Raw genomic sequence first — 21,608 nt, 5'->3', positions numbered from 1 at the left:
TTATTGTTTCTGATAAAAGAGCAACTTTCTACCAGATATTAACGTCTATTTTAAAAATATGGTAAAAAGGTTGGTCAATTATGATAGTAGTCCTCATCATGGTTTTAACAGGAGTTATTCACTTTGTAGAAACATCGTGCTATAGCATTCGATTTGGAGGAGTCAAGTTAAAAAAAATTGCCGTATCTCTTTCCATTGCAAGTGCTGTTTTACTTATCGCAAGAACATCGAATTTGTCTCAGTCTATGCTTTTAGGGAATATGGTAGATAGCGTTGATGAAGGCATGGAAGGAAGTATTGTTCTTTCCTTTCGTCTTATCTTATTGAGTGCTTCCATTGGAACACTCATTAGTATAGTTGCTTATCCAACAATGGCGAAACTTTCTCCTCTGCTTATTAAGCGTTTTGAGATAGAGGGATCACTAATGAATTTAATGACGCTCACAAATATTAAAAAATTACGTTATGTTCCTTCATACATAAGAAAGCCAAGAATAACGGTTATGCAAAGACTTCGCATTGGAGGGATTCCAAAGCGAATGATGCTCACAAATATTTTCGTAACCTCTGTTTATACAACCGGAGTTCTTTCAGCTTTATATGCTTCAATTCTCGATCCTGCTCATAGTGCAACATCTATTATGTCAGCTGGAATTATTAACGGAGTAGCCACAATTTTATTTACGCTATGTCTCGATCTACACATAGCACTTTTGACAGAGCGTGCACTCATTGAGGACACGGGATCTTCTGCAATGACAAGAACATATATATTTCTTATGATTTCACGTTTAATAGGGACGCTAGTGTCTCAAATCTTCTTTCTTCCAGCAGCTGTTCTTATTACTTATATAAGTAAACTTATTGGCGTCTTATAATTTTGGAAGATAGCTTCTACTTTTTACAAAAGAGCAATGGCCAAGTTGCTCTTTTTGTAAAAAAACGACAGAAAAAATATTTATTTGTCAAAAAGCTATTGACAAATGAGGAAAAGATAATTTTTTTATTATTTTTAAAAGTTTCTTGGATTTACCAAGGTAGTTTCCTCATCTATCCCACGAATGACAAGTGTTACAGCGTGTTCTAAAATCTGTTTTGTATGCGCTTCCAAAATACTAAAAAGCTTGTCTTATAGGCGTTTCAACCTTGACATAGAATATGACCATGTTACGATTAATTACGTTGTTGGCACAAACAACAGCAGTACATTTTAAAGGAGAGGATATTTTGATTAGTAATCAAAAAGTTGCTTTTTTAGGAGCAGGTTCAATGGCAGAAGCAATGATTTCTGGCATTGTAGAAGCAGAGTTAATTCCTGCTGAACAAATTATTGCGACAAATAAAAGCAATGAAGAGAGATTACAACAGCTAAGAAATAAATATGGAATTCGTGCAATGAAACGTGAAGAATTGGATTTTAGCTCGGTAGATTTTTTTATCTTAGCAATGAAACCAAAAGATATCGATGAGGCTCTTTCATCTATTAAAGATAAAGTAACAAAAGAGCAGGTTATCTTATCTGTATTAGCGGGTATACCAACTTCATATATGGAAGAAAATTTAAATGAAGACCAACAAGTTATTCGCGTTATGCCGAATACATCAAGCATGTTAAGAGAATCGGCAACAGCACTTTCACCAGGAAAGCACACGTCGATGGATAAAGTAATATTAGCGAAAAAGCTTCTAGCTTGCATTGGCGAAGTTTATGTAATTGAAGAAGATAAAATGGACATCTTTACAGGAATTGCTGGAAGTGGTCCTGCGTACTTCTACTATTTGATGGAGCATATTGAGAAAACAGCGAAAGAAGCTGGTCTTGATGAAGAAATAGCACGTCAAATTGGCTCTCAAACAATTCTTGGCGCAGCAAAAATGATGATGGAGCAAGAGGATACACCTGCTGATTTACGCAAGAAAGTAACGTCACCAAACGGAACGACAGCAGCTGGACTTGCAGCGCTTGAAAAACACGGTGGCGGAGAAGCAATTTCAGAAGCCATTAAAGGTGCAGCACAGCGTTCAGAAGAAATCAGTGCTAATTTAAATAAAAAAATAGTCACTCAGTAAAAGTAAATTAAAAATAAAAATTGAAACCAGCTATAAAACAGGAGTGAGATGATGTCATTAGACACCGTAAAACGGGTTGTCATAAAAATTGGAAGCAGTTCACTAACAAGTAGACATGGAGAAATAAGCAGAAGAAAATTAGAAAAATTAGTTGACCAAGTTGTGCAATTAAAAGATCAGGGACATGAAGTATTGCTTGTTTCATCTGGAGCAGTTGCGGCGGGTTATCGCAAGCTCGGATGTCTTGAACGTCCAAGTTCTTTACCTGAAAAACAAGCAGCCGCATCAATAGGGCAAGGATTATTGATGGAAGCTTATTCAGAGCTTTTTCTATCACACGGTTATGTTACGTCACAAATTTTAATTACGAGAAACGATTTCTCAGACGAAGCTCGCTATAATAACGTGCGTAACACAACAAGTATCTTGCTTGAGCGTGGAATTGTACCAATCGTAAACGAAAACGATACGGTAACAGTTGATCGCTTAAAATTCGGTGACAACGATACGCTATCAGCTAAAGTAGCAGGTCTTGTTAATGCAGATTTACTCATCATTCTTTCCGACATTGACGGACTTTATGACGACAATCCACATAACAACCAAGATGCTAAGCTTTTACGCACCGTTGATAAAATCACACCAGAAATTGAAGCAGCTGCTGGTGGTTCAGGTAGCAGTGTTGGAACCGGAGGTATGAAATCTAAAATTGAGGCAGTTAAGATTGCAAATGCTTCCGGTATTCCAACTTTCCTTGGCAAGGCAGGAGTTTCAAACATTTTGGACGATGCTGTACAAAATAAAGCAAAAGGAACGTATTTTACATGTGCAGAAGGAGCACCAAACTTAAATCATAAGGAACAATGGATTGCTTTTAATTCAGGTCCTGAAGGAGAAATTACCGTTGATGAACAAGGGAAGAAAGAGATTTTGGAAAACTCTGAAAGCTTACTTCCTACACATGTTTATAGCGTTGAAGGTACATTTCAAAGCAAAAGTGTTGTACGCATTAATGATTTGAGTGGAGAAGCGATTGGTCTTGGCATTGTAAACTACTCTTCTGAGGATTTAACGCTTTGTCGAGATCTTGAAGCTCTTGAAGCAAAAGAAGCGGCTGTAAAGTTTGAAGACTTAGTTTGTCATAAAGAAGTAATAACGCCAATTAAAATATAGCTTAGCTGTAAATATAGTTCGATTATTCTATGAAATAAAAAACTAGGAGGCATTACTTTACACATGACGTTAACAAAAGAAGTATCAAACGTAAAAGAACAAGGGAAAAAAGCAAAAAAGGCAGCAAAAACGCTCTGTTTATTGACAACAGATGAAAAGAACAGAGCATTGCTAACGTTAGCTCAACATCTTGAAGAAAATTATGAAAAGATTTTAGAGGCAAATGAGCGTGACTTACAGAAAGGACGCGAGCAAAACTTTGAGGAAGCTTTTATGGATCGTTTAGCTCTTTCAAAAGAAAGAGTTCATGAGTTTGCGGAGGGACTTAGAAATGTCGCCAAGCTCGACGATCCTGTTGGAGAAGAACTCTCAAGCTGGACACTTGATAACGGTCTCGGTGTTAAAACAGTTCGTGTACCACTTGGTGTTATTGGGATGATTTATGAAGCAAGACCAAACGTAACGGTTGATGCAACAGGTCTTGCTTTAAAATCAGGAAATGCCATTATTTTAAAAGGGGGCTCATCAGCTCTTCATTCTAATGGAGCTATTGTAGATGTAATTCATGAGGCTCTAGATCAAACAAAAATTCCACGTGATGCTGTACAATTTATTTCAACCGCAAACCGAGAAGCAACGAGCGAACTTTTTACGATGAAAGATGAAATTGATGTACTTATTCCACGTGGAGGAGCTTCACTTATTAATACTGTTGTGAACAATGCAAGCGTTCCGGTGCTAGAGACAGGAATAGGAAATTGTCATCTCTACGTTGATCATGATGCAGACGTTAAAAAAGCTTTAAATATTATCATTAATGCTAAAACAGATCGTCCTGCTGTATGTAACGCAGCAGAAACACTCATCCTCCATGAAGAATGGTTGCAAAGTTATCAAGAGGAGCTGAAAAAAGCTCTTTCTGACGCAGGGATTACGGTTCATGGAGATGACAAAGCGCTTGCTGTTTTTAACGATGGATATAAAGCAGAGGAGAAAGACTGGAAAGAAGAATATTTAAGTTTAGATCTTGCTATTAAAGTCGTAAGTAACATTGATGAAGCGATTGAGCATATTGAAAAATACGGTACAAAACATTCGGAAGCGATTATTACTGAAAATGCAGAAGCAGCGAACAAATTTACAACGCTCGTAGATGCTGCAGCTCTTTACCATAATGCTTCAACAAGATTTACAGACGGTGGAGCGCTCGGATTTGGAGCAGAAATTGGGATTTCGACGCAGAAGTTACATGCGCGCGGTCCAATGGGTCTTCCGGCTCTTACAACCGTAAAATATGTGATGAACGGTACAGGACAAATTCGTTAATGTTAATAAAGGAAAAACCACCCTCCAGATAGGGTGGTTTTTCTTATATTTTAAAATGTGTAACAAGTTTTTGAAGATTTGTCGCTACTTTTGAAAGAGAATGAGCAGAAGCGTTAATTTCATCCATTGAAGCAAGCTGTTCCTCTGTTAGAGCTGCAACACTTTGAACATGATCTGCATTTTCCTTTGCAACCTCTGTGATTGAGGAAGCCGTTGCCGTTACTTCCTGCGTATGAGATGTCATATGTTCTGTAATAGAGACAGATTTGGTGATTGTTTGCTCAAGCTTTGTTGTGAAAGACGTAATTTCTCGGAATGTATCTTCTGTTTTTCTAACAAGCGTTAATCCATTTTGGACATCTTCTTTTACATGATGAATGGATTGAGCGGTAGCCACAATTTCTTTTTGAATTTCTTTAATAAAATTTGAAATTTGAGCAGCAGACTGCTGAGATTGTTCTGCTAATTTGCGAACCTCCTCAGCAACAACTGCAAAACCTCTACCATGCTCTCCAGCCCTTGCCGCTTCAATAGAAGCATTTAAAGCAAGCAGGTTCGTTTGGTTCGCAACATCTGTAATAAAGGCAGAAATTTCTTCAATCTCTTTTGATCGTCTATTTAAAAGCTGAATAGCCTGTTTGCTTTGTAAAACCGATTCTTCAATTGTCTTCATTTGAAAGGAAGAAGACTCAATTAGGTTGCGTCCTTCTGAAACAAGTTCATTTGTTAGTTTTCCTTTCGTTGCCATCATTTTAGAACCCTCTGCAATTTTCTGAATTCCTACTGTAACGTTTTCAAGAGCTTGTTCACTTTCCATCATGCTTGCCATTTGGTTTTCAGAAGCATGAGCAACAAGTTGAATAGATTCAGTAATTTTAACAGTTGCTTCATTTGCTTCCTGTGCTCCATTTTTTAGCTGTTCAGAAGAGGAAGCGACTTGCTCAGACGTGCGCGAAATCTTTCTAATCATTGTATGTAAATTTTCTTTCATTTTATTAAAACTATCAGCAAGCACTGTTAGCTCATCATGTGCTGTATCTTGTAATTCTACTGTTAAATCTCCATCTCCAGCTTTTTCAAAAGCAGCAGAAAGTTTATTCAGACGCTTTTTCATTTTATTAGTAAAAAGGTAAGTGGCAATACCTGATAAGATTAAAATAATGAGAACAGTACATGTGAAAAGAAGAAAAAATGATCGAGTTGTTTCTTTGATCATATCTTGATTTGCTCCAACGTAAAAAATACCAATAATATCTCCATTCTTAGCTCGAATAGGCATATATGCAGTCTGATAAGGAACGCCAACAATGTCTGCTTCTCCATAAAAACGTCTTTTGTCTTCGAAAATCGTTTTCGCTACTTTAGGATCAAGCTTCGTACCAATTGCCCGCTTTCCGTTAGTCATAACGTTAGATGTAACAGGAACCTCTTTTTCGAAAAGTGTTACAGTATCTCCTGTTAGATTTCCAATTTGATCAACAATGGCGTAATTTCCATTCATTCGAGTTTTTCCTTTATATAACCCATCTTTCTTTAGAGTCCATTCACCTTTATAACGACTGCTTATATAAGAATAGCTAATTTTTAAATCTGCTTGGGCTTTTTGTGTAGCAATTTCTTTTATATCATCGGTAATAATGTGGAAAAATACAGTGCCAATCAAACTACAAAGTATAAATACAATACAAAAAACTAAAAGATTAATTTTCGTCCCCAGCTTTAACTTTAACACTTTTAAAACCCCTTTTCTTTTTTTATCGTACAAAAGTAGGTGTTTTTGAAGGTTAAAGAGTATTTAAGGGGGTATATTTTTAAAAAAATAAGGTTGTTTATTACTATTTTTCAGATGATTTATATATATATCTATAACCAATCTTTTCCTTGCTTGTTGCATGAAGCGTTGTTAAGCGTTAAAATAGATGTTAAGGCAAAATAAAAAGGAGAGATTATTTGTTATCTCTTTCAATGATTAACAAACAGTATGAAGAAGTGCTTCTTTTAAAGACAACACATGCTATCAAGTTTTTAAAACTATCACATCTGCTCACATACATGAGAAAAAATTACTTTGTTCCACCAATAGAGAATGAGAAGTGGGAAGCAGAAAATCGAAAAGTAATCGCGCTTTATCGGAAGATTATTATAAGTCGCAACAGTTATAAATCGCAAAAGCTTATGGCTTATTCTTAAGTCATAAGCTTTTTCTATGAAAAGAGAAAAAGTGTATAGAATAAAGAGGAGAAAGGGAGAGAAAAGGAAAAATTGTGAAGGATTTTAAAACGTTCAAGGCTATTTGTTGACACTTGTCATTTTATTCAATACGATATTTGAGAAGCACACTATTTTAAAGGAGTTACAGGAATGAAACCCACACAGAGTCAAAAAAATTATACTGGGATTGTTGTGACGCTGACAATCGTCATTAACGGACTTATTGCTCTTCTTTTCTTTATGCCAAAGCTTGAGCAGTTTAGTCATCTCGATGTTACCTTCTTACCATTGTTAAATGCTGTGTTAAATAGTTTTACATTTATCTTTTTGCTTTCAGCTCTTTTTATGATTAAGCAGCGAAACATTACGGCGCACAAACGCTTTATTTTTGCGGCCTTTACAACAACGTTTCTGTTCTTAATTTCATATGTTACGTATCACGCTATTGCTCCAAACACGCACTTTCCAGCAGAAGGATTTATTAAGTACGTCTATTTCTTTATTCTTATTACTCATATTACGCTTTCAGCCGCTATCGTCCCGCTTGCTCTTATTACACTTCTACGTGGATTGAGCAGACAAGATGAGCGTCATAAGAAAATTGCAAGATGGACAATGCCACTTTGGCTTTATGTAAGTCTTACAGGAGTTATTGTATATTTAATGATTTCTCCTTATTATTAAGATGAAAACACGAAAAACGAAGGTTTTTCGTGTTTTTTTATCTTTCTTTAAGGATATGGTAAAGGAAGTAATGCATAAACTAAGAAGCAGTATTCTTTTTTTCTTTTCCAAAAAAACGTAAAATAGAAGAATACATACATAAGGAGAGTGTTGTTATGGTAGAAACAAAAAGCATTCCAGAAAGCGAGAAATGGAAAAAAGAACATATTTTTTCTTCTGAAGAAGCATGGAAAAAGAGCTATGAAGAAGTTTCCACTCGTATTGATGATATCAAACGCTATCAAGGAAATATTACAAATGCAAAAGAACTTTTAACATACTTAACAAAAGGAGAAGAAATCTCTCAAAAATATAGTAAGCTTTATGTTTATGCAATGCTTTCTCATGATGAAGATACAAGAGTTGCCGATTCACAAGCAAGGCTTTCAAAAGTGCAGCAGCTTGGCGTAAAATTAAGCAGCGCTACATCTTTCTTTACGCCTTTTCTTCTTAGTTTAGATGAGCAAACACTTTCTACTTATATTAAGCAAGAAGAAGGACTTCAATATTTTGAAGAAGATTTATTTGATACGTATCGATATAAAGAACACGTGTTATCTGCAGAGCAAGAGGCGCTTCTTTCTGAAATGGGAGAGGCACTGCAAGCTCCTCGCAATACGTATGGGATGATCAATAATGCAGACATTACGTTCGGATATATTACAAATGATCAAGGAGAAAAAGAGCGTCTAACACGCGGAAAATATGCATTGTTAAGCAAAAGTTCCGATCGAGAAAAAAGAAAAGAAGCGTATGAAGCTTATTATGAACCATATATAGGTCTTCATAATACTATTGGTTCAACACTTTCAGCTGCGGTGAAAAACAACGTCAAATTGACAAAGCTAAGAAACTATCCATCTGCTTTAGAAAAAGCGCTCTTTGGCGACAAAGTACCAAAAGAAGTATATGAGACGCTCATTCAAGCAGCACATGAAGGAAAAGAAGCCTTGCATGCTTACACAAAAGAGCGGAAAAAGATTTTGAACGTAAACGAGCTTCGTCCGTATGATTTAGGAGTGCCACTTGTAGAAGGAGTAAAGTACGATATTTCATATGACGAAGCATACGAAATGATGTTAAAAGCGTTAAGTCCGCTTGGAGAAGACTATGTAAGTCAATTAAAAGAAATGAAGGTTGCAGGTGTTATTGACGTTCATGAAACACCAGGGAAACGGTCTGGAGCTTACAATATTGGAGTATATGGAGTTCATCCTTACGTTCTTCTAAACCACCGCAATGACTTAGATAGTTTGTTTACATTAACGCATGAAATGGGCCATGCTATGCACAGCTATTATTCAAATAAACATCAGCCACATATAACAGCAGGATATTCTATTTTTGTAGCGGAAGTAGCTTCAACTGTGAATGAAGTCTTGCTTATGCACCACCTTATTGATCATGAAAAAGATGATAAGAAGCGACGTTACTTACTTCACCATTTTATTGATCAGTTTAAAGGAACATTTTTTACTCAAGTTATGTTTGCTGAATTCGAGAAAATTGTGCACGAGAAAGCAGAAAAAGAAGAACCTCTTAATGCTTCAGCTTTTAATGAAGTATATGAAGAGCTTTTTGGAAGCTATCACGGAGAAAGTTTAGAGCTTGGAGATGAAGTGAAATACGGATGGAGCCGTATTCCTCACTTTTACCGTCCATTCTATGTTTACAAGTATGCAACAGGCTACGCATCAGCCATTCATATTGCAGACCGTCTTCTTAAAGGCGATGAAGAAACGAAAAACAACTACCTAGAGTTTTTAAAAAGCGGGAGCTCTGATTATCCGCTTAACTTGCTAAAAAGAACAGGCGTTGATTTAGAAGAGGGAGAGCCAATTCGCAATGCGCTAAATGTATTTAGTGGTCTTGTAAAAGAGTTTTCAAAGGAATAAAAAAACAGAGGTCTGTAGACCTCTGTTTTTTTGAGCGAAGAATTAGTGATGAAGAAAAATCGGAGGTTGTAGGGGGTAGAACGTATAGCAGAAAGAAAGAGAGGACTATATTTCCTCTCTTTCTTTCATGAGCAAAAGAGACGGTGTTTATACATGTTTGTTATGTAAGAATATGTATACGAGCTACTACCAAGTGCTTTTTTCAGATTTATAGCCGTAGCACCCACGTCGAATCCGCGTAATATTTGGATCAATTTCTTGCAACTTTTTATAAAAGTAAGCAAATTGTGAAATTTTATATCCTGTTTCTTGTTCAACATGTGCCGTAATTTCTTTAGCTAAAAATACTTTTTCAGGGTTGTTCTTTAATAATTGTGTAGCCTCGTAATAAGCCTCCATTTTTTTATGAGAGGTTCTGTTAATGGTTACGTGTGAAGGCACAAAATGGCGGCCTTCAATGTAGTCTAAATCTTTTAGTCTCTTTTTTAATGCGTTTCGCTCTTCTTGAATTTCTTCCAACACATTTTGCTCATACTGGTTTAGCTTTTCAAGTTTTTTTAACAATATAGTCCTTTCGCGAGTCATGTTAAAATCCCTCCGTTTCATCATTGTAACATTTATGAGAAAAATTGTGTATAAAATAAATGTATTTTATGTACAATTTCATAACAGAGAGTTTGAAGGGGAGTCTTTTTATATAAAAAAGCAAAAACGCTCTCTTTTTATAAGAAAGCGTTCTTACTTTTATTGAGTATTATCAACAAAAAGTTAAAAAGTAAGTTGAATAATAAAGTATAAAAGAGATGGACACAATAAGCAGCCTAGTCCTGTATAAAATGTAGCGGTCATTGCTCCATAAGGAACAAGTTTTGGATCTGTTGCTGCAAGCCCTGCTGCTGTACCACTTGTTGTTCCCATAAGTCCACCAAAAATCATCGCAGAACGAGGATTATTAAGTCCTATAAATTTAGCTGCAAATGGAGTGAAAATCATTGTTAGCATAGATTTTATAAGCCCTGCTGCAATGCTGAGTGTAATAACTTCAGAGCTTGCTCCAAGTGCTGATCCTGTTACAGGACCAACGATATAAGTAGCTGTTCCAGCGCCAATTGTTGTAATGTCTACGGCATTTGAATACCCAAATGAAAGAGCAACAATGACACCAATAAAGAAGGAAAGGAAAATGCCAATAAATAAAGAAAGGAACCCAATAGCACCTGCGCTTTTAACTTGATTAAAATTCACGCCAAAAGCTGTCGAAATAATAGCAAGATCGCGCAGCATGCCACCACCCATTATGCCAATCCCAGCAAAAATACTTATATCAGCAAGTCCTTTTTCTCCTCCTGTTACAGTTCCTCCATAATAGGCAAGAAGAAGACCAAGCATAATGGCAATAGCAGAGCCATGAAGTTTCCCACGTGTGAGCTTTGTGGATATGAAGTAAGATAAGTACATTGTAAGGCCAATGAGGGCGAAAGCTGTAACAAGGCTGTTTTCAATTAATACATTTTTAATACTATCCATCCATAGTTCAGCTCCTTATCTTAGAACGCCCCTATTTGGAAGCGTTTTCTTTTTTAGGTTTATTACTTTTACTTAGGATTGGAACAGCGGCAAAACTAATCAAAACAGCGAGCACTCCTGCTAAAACAGCCAATGGACCTCCTTTAATAGCTGCTACAACATTTTGCTGAGCTGCCATTGCTACCACAATAGGAATATAAATAGCACTCCAAAATGCGATTCCATCTTGAGAGGGCTTTTTCAACCTTCCTTTTTTTGATAGGGAGTTAACCGCAACAATTAAAATTATCATAGAAAGCCCGACTCCACCAATGTTAGAATCAATTCCGATAAGAGTTCCAATAAGCTCTCCGGCTGAAACACCAATAAGCATACTAATCGCAAGAATGGCAACACCGTAAATGACCATTTTTCTCCCCCTTGTTATTAATATGAAAGCGCTTTTAAAAAAGTTTGGCAAAAGAAGCAACTTCTCAATTTATGATATGACATTGTAAGAGAAAACACATAACTATAAATTAATTGAAAATTAAGTCAACTTCAAGGGGATTGAGAAAAATATTTTAATTATATTTCGACAGAGGATGTCCTAAGAGAAGATAAAGTATCTTTTATAAGAGGATATTTGGAACATGAAAGGGTTCTAAAAAGCTTTGCTTAATTCTGTAACATCTTCTTTATTTATGTAAAGAAGAATGTTATCATGTTAAAAACCTGCCATAATGGGCAGATTCTTAACATTGATAATCATTCTTTAAACTATCTTCACCCATACTTATTCTATACGTTACAGCTTTAAAATGTGCGTTGTTTTTAGAATAATAGAAGTTAATTTTATAAAGGAGGTTTATTTTTTTGTACATTTATTAATTTAGGGGAGTGTACTATGAAAAAAAGTTATATGAATGCAGCTTTTGGAATGTATGTGAACTACTTTTTGCTTGGAATGGTTAACATTATGTTAGCTTCCAATATGACTTTTCTAACGCGTCAGCTTAATACAGATGGCGCAGGAATTAGTTATATTATCTCAGCTATTGGAATAGGAAAGCTTTTATCTTACTGGATATCAGGCGTTTTATCTGATAAATTTGGAAGAAAACCGCTTATTATTACATCAAGCTTATTAATGGCTGTCTTTTTAGTTGCGATTCCACTTTCGCCTACATATCAAATAGCTTTTATATTTGCTATTTTAGCAGGGATTGCAAATTCTGCTATGGATGCAGGTACGTATCCTGCTCTTATTGAAGTGTTTCCAAAATCTCCTGGTTCAGCAAGCGTTCTTGTAAAAGCCTTTATTTCCATTGGAGCAGCTCTTCTTCCATATATGATTGCTTTTTTTGTCAATCGGGATCTTTTTTACGGATATGCATTTTTTATTCCAGCTCTCATTTATTTTGTTAATATGCTCTTTTTATTTTTTGTTCCGTTTCCAAATCATCATAAAATGGTTGTGGAAGGGAAGAGGGGTTCTAACGAAGAAGAAGTTTTTAAAGAAGAACCGAATATGTGGAAAGAGGGAGCAGCTCTTGTTGTGATTGGGTTTACATCAACCGCTCTTTTCACAGTTGCTCAAATTTGGTTGCCAACTTTTGGACAAAATGTGCTTGGAATGCAAGATACAGCTTCTGTTAAGCTTCTAAGTTACTATAGCATCGGAGCTCTCATTTCAGTCCTTATTCTTGCTTTTCTTTTGAAAAATGTAGTAAAACCTGTTCGTGTTTTACTAGTATATCCACTTATTACGCTAGCAGCGGTTGTCACTCTTTTAACCGTTCATATTGTTCCTGTCGTTATTGTAGCTTCTTTCTTTTTAGGTTTCTCAACTGCTGGTGTTTTTCAGCTCACAATTACAGTAATGACGCAGTTTTTCTATAAAAACAAAGGAACTGTTACAGGTATTGTCGCAACAGCTGCAGGCTTAGCATCAATTCTTTTACCTCTTGCAACAGGCAAAATGTCGCAAACTGGTCATATCTCCATTATCTTTATATTTGATGCTTGCCTGTCGGTTGTAGGTATTTGTGCTGCAGGTTTTGTAAACTATCGCTATAATAAAGTTATGCCTAGCTTACCAGCTAAAAAAGAAAAGACGCCTGCATAAACCTGCTTTATGCAGGTTTTTTGTGTTGTTTTCTATGATAAGATAGAAAAAAAGAGAAGAGAGGGATATGATGGGAAAAGGATTAGAAGGGAAAAAAATTGTAATCGCAGGGTCTAGAAAAACAGAAGAAATGAGCACTATTATTGAAAAACAAGGAGGGATTCCTCTTGTTCGATCTCTTCAAGGTACCGTTTTTTTAGCAGAAGAAAGTATAGAAAAACCGCTGCGTACCGTTATAGAAGAAGGAGCAGATTGGTTTCTTTTCACAACGGGTATGGGAACGGAAACGCTTGTTGGAATGGCAGAGAAATTAGGAATAAAAGAAGAGTTTCTAAATAGAGTAAAAGAAGCAAAGATTGGAACAAGAGGGTATAAAACATTTTCAGCGTTAAAAAAATTACATATCAAAGTAAAGGCTGTTGATGAAGATGGCACAACTGCAGGGCTTATTCGTGCTCTAGAAGGATATAGCTTTAAGGGGGAAAAAGTAGTTGTACAGCTTCATGGCGAAAAAGCGCCTCGCCTTATCCAATCACTGGAATCACAGGGAGCTACTGTTCTCGAACTTCTTCCATATGAACATATAGCACAAGAGAAAAGCGTTGTGGAAATGCTTTGTAGAGAGATTATCGAAGGTAAAATTGATGCAGTATGTTTTACAACGGCAATCCAAGTTCGTGCTCTCTTTGATGTGGCAAAAGAAATAGGAATGAATGATAGGTTACGAGCATGCTTTGGCAAAGAGATCGTTGCTGGGGCAGTTGGGAAAATTACCGCTGAAGCCTGTCGAGAAGAGGGAATTGAGAATATTGTTGTACCTGAAAAAGAAAGAATGGGTGCTCTCATTATCGCACTTGGTGAACATTACAAAAAATAAAAAAAGGTGGCATCTTAGGATGTCACCTTTTTAGCTTTGATTAGCATCTGCTGTTGCAGAATTCCCAATCCATTCTTTTACTGTTAATGTTCGTTCATTTACTTTTTCAGAATATGTGTAGTCTCCATAGCAGTAAGGATAGCGAAAATTGTTTTTATCGCCTCCGCATTTATACACGTCAGGATTTTTTTCTACTTGAATTTTAGAGAACTCTTTAGCAAGCTCTTCTGTATGTTTTTGCCCGTTTGATGCTACATAGTCAATATATCCTGGTCCCATATTGTAGCTTTGAATAACTGTGTCCAAATCAACGCCTTTTTTCTGTGCATAGCTGTACATGTCATAAAAATGGGCAACCCCTTGTTCAATGCTTTGTTCGGGTTCTTCAATTTCATTGCGAGAAAGACCGTTTGACTCTGAAGACTGCATTGGGTCATTCCCACGTCCGTTCGACTCCTGATACATAATTCCGAGTAGAAGAGGTGTGTAGTCTTTTAAACCGTACTTTTCTAGTTCACTTTCAACAAGAGGCTGATATTCCGTTAGTCGCTTTTCAACAAGTTTTGACATTAATTTATCTGTACCGCCATCGCGCGTTACTAAAAAAACAAGCGCAATTAAAAAAATAATGCCGAAGCTTAAGAGAAACCCTAAGCAACCTAAACAGCCTTTTTTCTTCATTCCCTTTTCCACCTTTAAACTTTTCTCTCTCTATTTCTATTATAAAGAGTTTCAAAGATTTTAAAAACAAAAACATTCAAAAATAGATTACAATTTTATTACTTTAGCGAAGAAATGATGAAAAATTTGTCATACTCTCTTTCTTTGTAAGAAATAGTATAGTTCTTTTTCATTTCTTCTTTTGTTATAGTAGAGAAAGAATGTTATTAAAAGGAGAATATACGAATGGCAAAGAAAAAATATTACGTTGTTTGGGCGGGAAGAAAGACAGGCATTTATACAACGTGGGATGAATGTAAAGCACAAGTTCACGGCTTTCAAGGAGCAAGATATAAATCATTTCCAACGCTAGAGGAAGCCGAATCTGCATTTAAAGCTGGAGGAGGAGCACCTGCAAAAAATATACCTAAACGTGCATCTAAATCTACCTCCTCTTCTTACATAGAAGAAAGCATATGTGTTGATGCTGCTTGCAGCGGAAACCCTGGGATTATGGAGTATCAAGGAGTGAATACAAAAACGGAGGAGAGAATCTTCCATTATGGGCCTGTTAAAAATGGAACAAACAATATTGGAGAGTTTTTAGCTATTGTTCATGCTCTCTCTCTTTTTCAAAAGGAAGGAAAAAGCACGCCAATTTATACAGACTCTATTACAGCTCTTGCTTGGGTTAGAAATAAGAAAGTGAATACGAATTTGCCACGAAACGAAGAAACACAGCATATATGGGATCGTATTGATAAGAGCATTGAATGGCTAACTCACTACTCATATGAAAATCCAATCATGAAATGGGAAACTAGAAAATGGGGCGAAATTAAAGCGGATTTTGGTCGGAAATAAAGGAGTCTATGGAATTGTCCATAGGCTTTTTAGCATAACAAAAAGGTGTGGAACTTAAAAAATAAAAGATGCGAAAGCTTAATTTGGGCTTATTTTGAATTTTTATGATACAATTACTCATTGTATGGCAAAAAATTAGTAGCAGGTGTTAATATTTAGTTATATAATAAAGTTACATTAAATAAAAATGAGAACTGAATCCAAGAGAACGTGGATGAAGGAGGAAGAGAAATGTTGAAATTAGAAGAACTTATTCCAGCAGAACAGTATAACTTAACAGAAGAAATGGAAAAGTATGCTTCAGAAAGAACAGCATTAAAATGGAGAGACGATGAAGGCCATCGTGAAGAAGTATCATATAACGAACTTATTGAGCGAGGAAACAAGCTAGCAAACTCGTTTAAAAAATTGGGTTTACAAAAAGGAGATCGTGTATTAGTGATGGTGCCACGTCTTGTGGAAGCATATGTCACATATTTTGCTTGTTTAAAATCAGGTCTTGTTATTATCCCATCATCTGAAATGCTTCGTGCTAAAGATTTACAGTACCGGATAAAACACGCAGAAGCAAAGGCCATTATTGCATATAAACCATATTGTAAAGAAATTGATATGGTAGAAGATGTGGGAACGTTAGAACACAAGCTTGTAATTGGTGGAGAATATGGCGAATGGACAGATATGGTAGCGCTTACAAAAGAAATGTCAAGCTCATTTGATGCTGTGAAAACTTCAAAAAATGACATTGCTTTTCTTTCATACACATCTGGTACAACTGGACAGCCAAAAGGGGTTGTTCACAGTCACGGCTGGGCATATGCACATTTACGCATTGCAGGCGGTGAGTGGCTAGATATTAGTGAAAAAGATATTGTATGGGCAACTGCAGGTCCTGGATGGCAAAAATGGGTATGGAGCCCGTTTTTATCTGTACTTGGAAGAGGTGCAACAGGATTTGTTTATCATGGACGATTTGAGCCTAAACAATATTTGCAGCTTTTACAAGACGAGAAAATCAATGTGCTTTGTTGTACACCAACTGAGTATCGTCTGATGGCTAAAATTGATGAATTAGAATCCTATAATTTATCTTCTTTACATAGCGCTGTTTCAGCAGGAGAAGCGTTAAATGAAGAAGTTATTAATACATTTAAAAAGTATTTTAATCTTCAAGTTCGTGATGGATATGGTCAAACGGAAAGTACGCTTTTGATTGGTACATTAAAAGGAGTTCCACATAAAGCAGGGTCAATGGGAAAACCAATGATTCCTCAGTTCATTGAGATTGTAGATGATAACGGTGAGGCGTGCGAACCAGGAGAAGTCGGAAATATTGCGGTTCACAAAGACCTTCCATCGCTTTTTAAAACATACTACAAAGATCCTGAAAGAACGGCATCTGCCTATAAAGGAGACTATTTCTTAACAGGAGATCGTGCATCAAAAGATGAAGAAAACTATTATTGGTTTGAAGGAAGAAGCGATGATATTATCATTAGCTCAGGTTATACAATAGGACCATTTGAAGTAGAAGATGCACTTATGAAACATCCCGCTGTGAAAGAATGTGCGGTTGTAGCAAGCCCTGATGAAATTCGAGGAAATGTTGTAAAAGCGTTTATTGTGCCAAGAACGAGCGTAGACAATGAAGAGGAGCTCATAAAAGAGCTTCAGAACCATGTTAAACATCTAACAGCACCATACAAATACCCACGTCGTATTCAATTTGTAGATGATTTGCCAAAAACGAATTCAGGTAAAATTCGTCGCGTAGAGTTACGTCAACAAGAAGTAGGAAAGTAAGAAAAAGCATCCATCTGGATGCTTTTTCTTTATGCTAACTCATCATCTCCCTTTCTAATGAAAAACGGGCACACCTTCTTTTCCTTTGCATATTATAAATGGGGAGCTTTTTTATCAATTGAGCGAGGTGAACTTCATGAAAAAAATCGTTTTAAATGTAAGCGAGAAATGGGTTAGCATGTTAAAAGAACAAAAAGAGAAAAATTATATGTCAAAAACAAAAGAATACTTAAAAAAGAGTGGGGTGTGGGTTCCAATTACTCCTGAAGTCCTTCTATGGTGCTTGGAGAAAAAAGGGAATCTTCCTATTATTGAACCACATTTATCGTTTTTGGAAGAAGGAATTGCTTTTAGTGGTAAGGTCAAAAAACTCGGCATCTCCCTTCCATTTGAAATAAGACTGTCCCCTTTCAAAGCCAGCAACCGCTCGCTTACGTTTCAAGTTCTTTATGTAAAGCCGTTAAATAGCAGCTGGCTCAAGAGAAAAATATTTCATAATGAACCTCTATCTCACTATAGTCAAAATTTATTAACGATTAATCTTAACGAAATAAGCAAGATTCGCTATGTGCCAGTCGGAAATATAAAAGACTTTGAAATTAAGGATGGAAAAGTATTTGTAAAACTAGGCGTTTAAAAGAAAAAGCTACCTTTGATTCAAAGGTAGCTTTTCCTTTTATTTTATAAAACTATGTTCTAAAAGAATGGATTAACATTATTTTAATAATTGTAAATTTTTTAAAATAAAAAAGCTCTTAACCTTGTCATTAAGGGGGTGAAAAGTAATTATAATTAAAAAATCGAACAAATTATAAAAATAATTAGAATTTTTTGTTTATGTTTCTATTTATCGGGTACAGCTCCTATGTATTACCAAAAATAAGGAGGAGAACATATGAAGAAAGCAAAAAGAGTTTTAGCAGGATCTGCCTTAAGCGTCACTCTATTAGCCGCACCATTAGCTCTACCTTTTGGAGGTAACACAGCGTCTGCTGCAACGCCTGAAGTAGGAGGAAGTGTTACAATCGATCCTGTTGCAATTGGACAAGCTATTGAAGATGCAAAAGTTTCAGCAGATAACAGAAGTGGATTTGTAAAAGGAGCAATGGAGAAAGCGTTCTTTGAATCAGGACAGCAATATAACGTTGTTGTGATGAATTTAAGTCAAGGATACAACTCAGATGGACTTCAAGGTGTACAATATTTTGATACAACAGACTATGATGGAGTAACATATGGAATTTGGGTATTTGAACAAGGAACATTTGTTAATGAAGGTGATGGAGGTTATATTAACTGGGCAATGCGAGGATGGTTTGAACGAACAGGAGATGATGGAAAAACGGTCAACTTTCATCGTCCATAATATAAAAAAGCTTGAAGTGAAGCCACACTTCAAGCTTTTTTTTATATGAGTAAACAGGATTTACATTGAAGAAGACGAATAAAAGGGGTAAAAGATGCTTTAGGGGGAATAAAGCAATGAAAACGCGTGTAACAGAGTTATTAAATATTCAATATCCAATCGTTCAAGGAGGGCTTGCTCATTTAGCGTATGCAGAGCTTGCTTCCGCTGTTTCTAATGCAGGCGGACTTGGGCAAATTACAGCAATGACGCTAGGAGAAAGTGAAAAACTTAGGAAAGAAATTCGAAAAACAAAAGAGTTAACTAAAAATCCGTTTGGTGTAAATTTTGCGATTGGCCAGCATGCTACTTCTTATGAAGAATTATTAGAGGTTGTTATAGAAGAGGAAGTTCCTGTTATCTCCATTACAGGAGCAAATCCTAAGCCGATTTTTGAGCGCTTACAAGGAGAAAAAGTGAAAAAGCTTGTGCTTGTTGCAAACGTAAGACAAGCACAAAAAGCGGAGAGTCTTGGAGCAGATGCTGTGATGGCCGTTGGAAACGAAGGTGGAGGTCATTTGGGAAGAGATGAAGTAGGTACGGTAGTTCTTATTCCTCGTGTTGTTCAGTCTGTATCCATCCCAGTTTTAGCGAGTGGAGGAATTGGCACAGGAAGAGGTTTGCTTGCTGCATTATCGCTTGGTGCTGACGGGATTGAGATGGGTACACGCTTTATCGCGACAAAAGAGTGTGTACATGCGCACCAAACGTATAAAAAAGCGCTTCTTACTAGTAGCGAGCAAGATACAGTTATCATTAAAAAAACGTGGGGAGCTCCTGGACGTGTTTTAAAATCAGCGTATACAAATCATATTATTCAGCGTGAAAGAGAAGGAGCAACATATGAAGATTTAAAAGAATCAGTAAGCGGAGAGGCGAATAAAAGATATATTTATGAAGGAGAAGATGATAAAGGATTTGGCTGGGCAGGACAAGTAGTCGGGCTTATTGATTCAGTCCCCTCTGTTCAAGAACTTATCGGAAATATGGTAGAAGAGGCACGTCATGGAGCAGGGGATATTTATAAAATGTTTAAAAATTGAGTATCTTCCTCATAAAAAGCTTGTTTTCTTGCATAAGGTAGAAAAAAGCTTTTGAAGGGAGAAGATAAGTTTGAAAGGAGAAGGAACAATTGACCTTCATACAACACAAGAACGTGCTTTTAAAATGCTCTTGGATCCAAACGTATTGAAAGAATGTATGGTTGGATGTAAACGCTTTGAAAAAGTGGAAGAGGGAATATATAAAGCAAACATTTCGCTTGGTTTTCTGCCTGTAAAAGGAGATTACGACATAACCATTAAGCTAACGGATTTAAAGGAGCCAGAGCAATATAAAATGAAGATGAGTGGAAAAGGGGGACCAGGAGAAATTAAGATGCTGAATCATATTTATCTCGATGAAAAAGGTAATACAACGGTGCTTTCCTATACATACGAAGCAGAAATTCATGGGAAAGTAACAAAAGCAGGAAAGCCTGTGCTAAAGAAAGTAGCTGGATTCATTGTGAAAGACTTTTTCAAACGATTTGAAAAAGAGATCAAGCGTAGCAAAGTATGAATAGAAAGAAGTCAGTAGATCTCTACTGGCTTTTTTCTATTGAAAACAGTGTTGAAAAGTCAAAAAGTCGGGTATGCAATAGATATAAGACAACACAAAAAAGATAGAAAGGAGAAAGTGTATGTCTTCGGCAAAAGGGTTTTTGAAAAATTTGGGAGAGGAGATGCAAAAAGATCGAGCAACAGGGTTAGCAGCAGAGCAAGCTTACTACTATATGCTATCCATTTTTCCTGTTCTCATCCTTTTGCTATCTATCATTCCATACCTATCAATTGAGCCTCAAACAGCAGTTTCATTTATTAAAAGTATTCTTCCATCAGAAACAGCTAATTTACTAGAAGAAAATGTGATTGATCTTGTAACAACTCCAAATGGGGGATTGTTAACAGTCGGGATTCTTGGGACACTTTGGTCTGCATCAAATGGAATTCAAGCGTTTATTCACGCGATGAATATTGCATACGATGTGGAAGATAATCGTTCATTTATAAAAGTACGCTTGCTCGCTATTGTGTTAACAATTGGCCTTCTTGTAGCTTTTATTATCTCATTAGCTCTCCCTATATTTGGAAACGTACTTATTGAGTGGATTAAAAGCTTTGTTCCTATATCCTCTCAGTTTGAAATTTTATTTACTGTTTTAAGATGGGTTGTAGCAGTTGTTGTCATTTCTATCGTCCTTTCAGGTCTTTATCGTTTTGCGCCGAATAAAAGTTTTGCTTTTAAACACGTTATTCCAGGAGCTGCTATTGCAACAGTGCTTTGGCAAGTGATCTCATTTGGGTTTTCTTTTTACGTTAGTAATTTTGGCAATTACTCCGCTACTTATGGAAGCTTAGGAGGCGTAATTGTACTTATGATTTGGCTCTACTTAACAGGCCTCATTCTTGTTATTGGAGGAGAGATTAACGCTCTTTTTCATAAACGAAATATTAAAACAGAAGCAATTGTGAAACACCCTAAAAGAGTTGTTAAACAATAAAAAAAGCGAGGGATTCCTCGCTTTTTCACTATACTTTTCCGTTTTCCCATACTCTCTTTAATAAAGTTGGGGTTTCTTTGGCACCGCCTATTACTTTGTTAACGGATTCTTTTTTATACTGAATGTCTTCTGAAATTTTATCTTTCGTGTCATTCAATACAGCGGTTTCTGTTTTTATACCATTCATACGGTCGTTTACCCGCTCTGCTGTAGCATTTAATTCATTTACTTTTGGCTTAATGTTTTTCATTGCTTTTACAGCTGTATAGCCAAGATAAATAATGGATACAACGAGTAAAGCAATGCTGGCATATAAAATAATAATCACCGTTATCAACCTCCTTATGTGATACATACCCAATTTAAGCTGTTTATAATCGGTGCAAAAGGAAAAACAGTATGGTACGATAGGGAAAATTAGAGGG

The 21,608-nt window shown here is 36.2% G+C and carries 22 protein-coding genes; 16 read left to right on the top strand and 6 right to left on the bottom strand.

The genetic code is table 11. The features are described 5' to 3' along the window. Positions 1-80 precede the first annotated feature (80 nt). The 4 genes from BM012_RS20170 (at position 81) to BM012_RS20155 (ending at position 4,569) form a co-directional block, all read left to right on the top strand. Positions 81-878, top strand: a complete 798-nt coding sequence (locus BM012_RS20170; protein WP_082802481.1) for a lipid II flippase family protein — start codon at positions 81-83, stop codon at positions 876-878. A gap of 349 nt (positions 879-1,227) precedes the next feature. Continuing rightward, positions 1,228-2,070 (top strand): pyrroline-5-carboxylate reductase, encoded by an 843-nt coding sequence (gene proC, locus BM012_RS20165; protein WP_074842880.1) that lies wholly within the window; start codon positions 1,228-1,230, stop codon positions 2,068-2,070. Positions 2,071-2,118: 48 nt separating this feature from the next. Further along, on the top strand, positions 2,119-3,243 hold the full coding sequence (gene proB / locus BM012_RS20160; protein ID WP_061802539.1) for a glutamate 5-kinase: 1,125 nt from the start codon (positions 2,119-2,121) through the stop codon (positions 3,241-3,243). Between the two features lie 63 nt (positions 3,244-3,306). Beyond that, entirely contained in the window at positions 3,307-4,569 is a 1,263-nt protein-coding gene (locus BM012_RS20155) for a glutamate-5-semialdehyde dehydrogenase (RefSeq protein ID WP_061802540.1), read from the top strand. A gap of 43 nt (positions 4,570-4,612) precedes the next feature. Here BM012_RS20155 and BM012_RS20150 read toward each other — a convergent pair whose 3' ends face one another. Then, positions 4,613-6,301 carry a methyl-accepting chemotaxis protein gene (locus tag BM012_RS20150; RefSeq protein WP_082802482.1) on the bottom strand — a complete coding sequence of 563 codons (1,689 nt, stop codon included), beginning with the start codon at positions 6,299-6,301 and terminating at the stop codon, positions 4,613-4,615. Positions 6,302-6,519: 218 nt separating this feature from the next. Here BM012_RS20150 and BM012_RS20145 point away from each other — a divergent pair, with 218 nt between their 5' ends. The 3 genes from BM012_RS20145 (at position 6,520) to pepF (ending at position 9,398) form a co-directional block, all read left to right on the top strand. Continuing rightward, complete coding sequence (locus BM012_RS20145; protein WP_061802542.1) at positions 6,520-6,759, top strand: hypothetical protein; 240 nt, start codon at positions 6,520-6,522, stop codon at positions 6,757-6,759. A gap of 171 nt (positions 6,760-6,930) precedes the next feature. Then, positions 6,931-7,464, top strand: coding sequence for a DUF420 domain-containing protein (locus tag BM012_RS20140; RefSeq protein ID WP_061802543.1), 534 nt, complete (start codon positions 6,931-6,933; stop codon positions 7,462-7,464). Between the two features lie 155 nt (positions 7,465-7,619). Next, on the top strand, positions 7,620-9,398 hold the full coding sequence (gene pepF, locus BM012_RS20135; RefSeq protein WP_061802544.1) for an oligoendopeptidase F: 1,779 nt from the start codon (positions 7,620-7,622) through the stop codon (positions 9,396-9,398). Between the two features lie 186 nt (positions 9,399-9,584). Here the strand turns inward: pepF and BM012_RS20130 are convergent, their stop codons facing one another. The 3 genes from BM012_RS20130 to madL form a co-directional block, all read right to left on the bottom strand. Then, the gene (locus BM012_RS20130) at positions 9,585-9,983 is read right to left on the bottom strand and encodes a Rok-like winged helix domain-containing protein (protein ID WP_061802545.1); all 399 of its coding nucleotides are present in this window, start codon (positions 9,981-9,983) and stop codon (positions 9,585-9,587) included. Positions 9,984-10,166: 183 nt separating this feature from the next. Then, positions 10,167-10,925 (bottom strand): malonate transporter subunit MadM, encoded by a 759-nt coding sequence (gene madM / locus BM012_RS20125; RefSeq protein ID WP_061802546.1) that lies wholly within the window; start codon positions 10,923-10,925, stop codon positions 10,167-10,169. Between the two features lie 31 nt (positions 10,926-10,956). Next, positions 10,957-11,334: a malonate transporter subunit MadL gene (madL, locus tag BM012_RS20120; protein WP_061802547.1), complete on the bottom strand. Its 378-nt coding sequence runs from the start codon at positions 11,332-11,334 to the stop codon at positions 10,957-10,959. A 477-nt stretch (positions 11,335-11,811) separates the two neighbouring features. Here madL and BM012_RS20115 point away from each other — a divergent pair, with 477 nt between their 5' ends. Together BM012_RS20115 and BM012_RS20110 are read left to right on the top strand one after the other, a co-directional pair. Further along, positions 11,812-13,032, top strand: a complete 1,221-nt coding sequence (locus BM012_RS20115; RefSeq protein ID WP_061802548.1) for an MFS transporter — start codon at positions 11,812-11,814, stop codon at positions 13,030-13,032. Between the two features lie 70 nt (positions 13,033-13,102). Further along, positions 13,103-13,909, top strand: coding sequence for a uroporphyrinogen-III synthase (locus tag BM012_RS20110; RefSeq protein WP_061802549.1), 807 nt, complete (start codon positions 13,103-13,105; stop codon positions 13,907-13,909). A 30-nt stretch (positions 13,910-13,939) separates the two neighbouring features. On the opposite strand, the gene BM012_RS20105 is transcribed toward BM012_RS20110, so the two are convergent. Then, complete coding sequence (locus tag BM012_RS20105) at positions 13,940-14,590, bottom strand: lysozyme family protein (RefSeq protein WP_061802550.1); 651 nt, start codon at positions 14,588-14,590, stop codon at positions 13,940-13,942. A 225-nt stretch (positions 14,591-14,815) separates the two neighbouring features. On the opposite strand from BM012_RS20105, the gene BM012_RS20100 reads away from it, so the two are divergent. The 7 genes from BM012_RS20100 (at position 14,816) to BM012_RS20070 (ending at position 21,183) form a co-directional block, all read left to right on the top strand. Next, positions 14,816-15,433, top strand: a complete 618-nt coding sequence (locus BM012_RS20100) for a ribonuclease H1 domain-containing protein (protein WP_061802551.1) — start codon at positions 14,816-14,818, stop codon at positions 15,431-15,433. Positions 15,434-15,664: 231 nt separating this feature from the next. After that, complete coding sequence (mbcS, locus tag BM012_RS20095) at positions 15,665-17,236, top strand: acyl-CoA synthetase MbcS (RefSeq protein ID WP_082802483.1); 1,572 nt, start codon at positions 15,665-15,667, stop codon at positions 17,234-17,236. A 136-nt stretch (positions 17,237-17,372) separates the two neighbouring features. Further along, complete coding sequence (locus tag BM012_RS20090; RefSeq protein ID WP_061802552.1) at positions 17,373-17,873, top strand: hypothetical protein; 501 nt, start codon at positions 17,373-17,375, stop codon at positions 17,871-17,873. A 258-nt stretch (positions 17,874-18,131) separates the two neighbouring features. Then, positions 18,132-18,602: a hypothetical protein gene (locus BM012_RS20085; RefSeq protein WP_061802553.1), complete on the top strand. Its 471-nt coding sequence runs from the start codon at positions 18,132-18,134 to the stop codon at positions 18,600-18,602. A gap of 116 nt (positions 18,603-18,718) precedes the next feature. Beyond that, positions 18,719-19,684 (top strand): NAD(P)H-dependent flavin oxidoreductase, encoded by a 966-nt coding sequence (locus tag BM012_RS20080; protein ID WP_061802554.1) that lies wholly within the window; start codon positions 18,719-18,721, stop codon positions 19,682-19,684. 70 nt (positions 19,685-19,754) lie between these two features. Continuing rightward, positions 19,755-20,201, top strand: coding sequence for an SRPBCC family protein (locus tag BM012_RS20075; protein WP_061802555.1), 447 nt, complete (start codon positions 19,755-19,757; stop codon positions 20,199-20,201). Between the two features lie 121 nt (positions 20,202-20,322). Next, positions 20,323-21,183, top strand: a complete 861-nt coding sequence (locus BM012_RS20070; RefSeq protein WP_061802556.1) for a YihY/virulence factor BrkB family protein — start codon at positions 20,323-20,325, stop codon at positions 21,181-21,183. A gap of 28 nt (positions 21,184-21,211) precedes the next feature. On the opposite strand, the gene BM012_RS20065 is transcribed toward BM012_RS20070, so the two are convergent. Then, positions 21,212-21,511: a DUF948 domain-containing protein gene (locus BM012_RS20065; protein ID WP_061802557.1), complete on the bottom strand. Its 300-nt coding sequence runs from the start codon at positions 21,509-21,511 to the stop codon at positions 21,212-21,214. Positions 21,512-21,608: the final 97 nt, after the last annotated feature.

The sequence above is a fragment of the Priestia endophytica DSM 13796 genome, from assembly GCF_900115845.1.
Taxonomy (GTDB): domain Bacteria; phylum Bacillota; class Bacilli; order Bacillales; family Bacillaceae_H; genus Bacillus_I; species Bacillus_I endophytica.
This window is presented reverse-complemented; position numbering and strand designations above follow the sequence as displayed.

Bases quoted from the DNA above. Each gene is read 5' to 3' on its own strand.
- BM012_RS20170 (WP_082802481.1), top strand. From the start codon at position 81: ATGATAGTAGTCCTCATCATGGTTTTAACAGGAGTTATTCACTTTGTA.
- proB (WP_061802539.1), top strand. From the start codon at position 2,119: ATGATGTCATTAGACACCGTAAAACGGGTTGTCATAAAAATTGGAAGC.
- BM012_RS20155 (WP_061802540.1), top strand. From the start codon at position 3,307: ATGACGTTAACAAAAGAAGTATCAAACGTAAAAGAACAAGGGAAAAAA.
- BM012_RS20140 (WP_061802543.1), top strand. From the start codon at position 6,931: ATGAAACCCACACAGAGTCAAAAAAATTATACTGGGATTGTTGTGACG.
- pepF (WP_061802544.1), top strand. From the start codon at position 7,620: ATGGTAGAAACAAAAAGCATTCCAGAAAGCGAGAAATGGAAAAAAGAA.
- BM012_RS20130 (WP_061802545.1), bottom strand. From the start codon at position 9,983: ATGACTCGCGAAAGGACTATATTGTTAAAAAAACTTGAAAAGCTAAAC.
- madM (WP_061802546.1), bottom strand. From the start codon at position 10,925: ATGGATAGTATTAAAAATGTATTAATTGAAAACAGCCTTGTTACAGCT.
- madL (WP_061802547.1), bottom strand. From the start codon at position 11,334: ATGGTCATTTACGGTGTTGCCATTCTTGCGATTAGTATGCTTATTGGT.
- BM012_RS20115 (WP_061802548.1), top strand. From the start codon at position 11,812: ATGAAAAAAAGTTATATGAATGCAGCTTTTGGAATGTATGTGAACTAC.
- BM012_RS20110 (WP_061802549.1), top strand. From the start codon at position 13,103: ATGGGAAAAGGATTAGAAGGGAAAAAAATTGTAATCGCAGGGTCTAGA.
- BM012_RS20105 (WP_061802550.1), bottom strand. From the start codon at position 14,590: ATGAAGAAAAAAGGCTGTTTAGGTTGCTTAGGGTTTCTCTTAAGCTTC.
- BM012_RS20100 (WP_061802551.1), top strand. From the start codon at position 14,816: ATGGCAAAGAAAAAATATTACGTTGTTTGGGCGGGAAGAAAGACAGGC.
- mbcS (WP_082802483.1), top strand. From the start codon at position 15,665: ATGTTGAAATTAGAAGAACTTATTCCAGCAGAACAGTATAACTTAACA.
- BM012_RS20090 (WP_061802552.1), top strand. From the start codon at position 17,373: ATGAAAAAAATCGTTTTAAATGTAAGCGAGAAATGGGTTAGCATGTTA.
- BM012_RS20085 (WP_061802553.1), top strand. From the start codon at position 18,132: ATGAAGAAAGCAAAAAGAGTTTTAGCAGGATCTGCCTTAAGCGTCACT.
- BM012_RS20080 (WP_061802554.1), top strand. From the start codon at position 18,719: ATGAAAACGCGTGTAACAGAGTTATTAAATATTCAATATCCAATCGTT.
- BM012_RS20070 (WP_061802556.1), top strand. From the start codon at position 20,323: ATGTCTTCGGCAAAAGGGTTTTTGAAAAATTTGGGAGAGGAGATGCAA.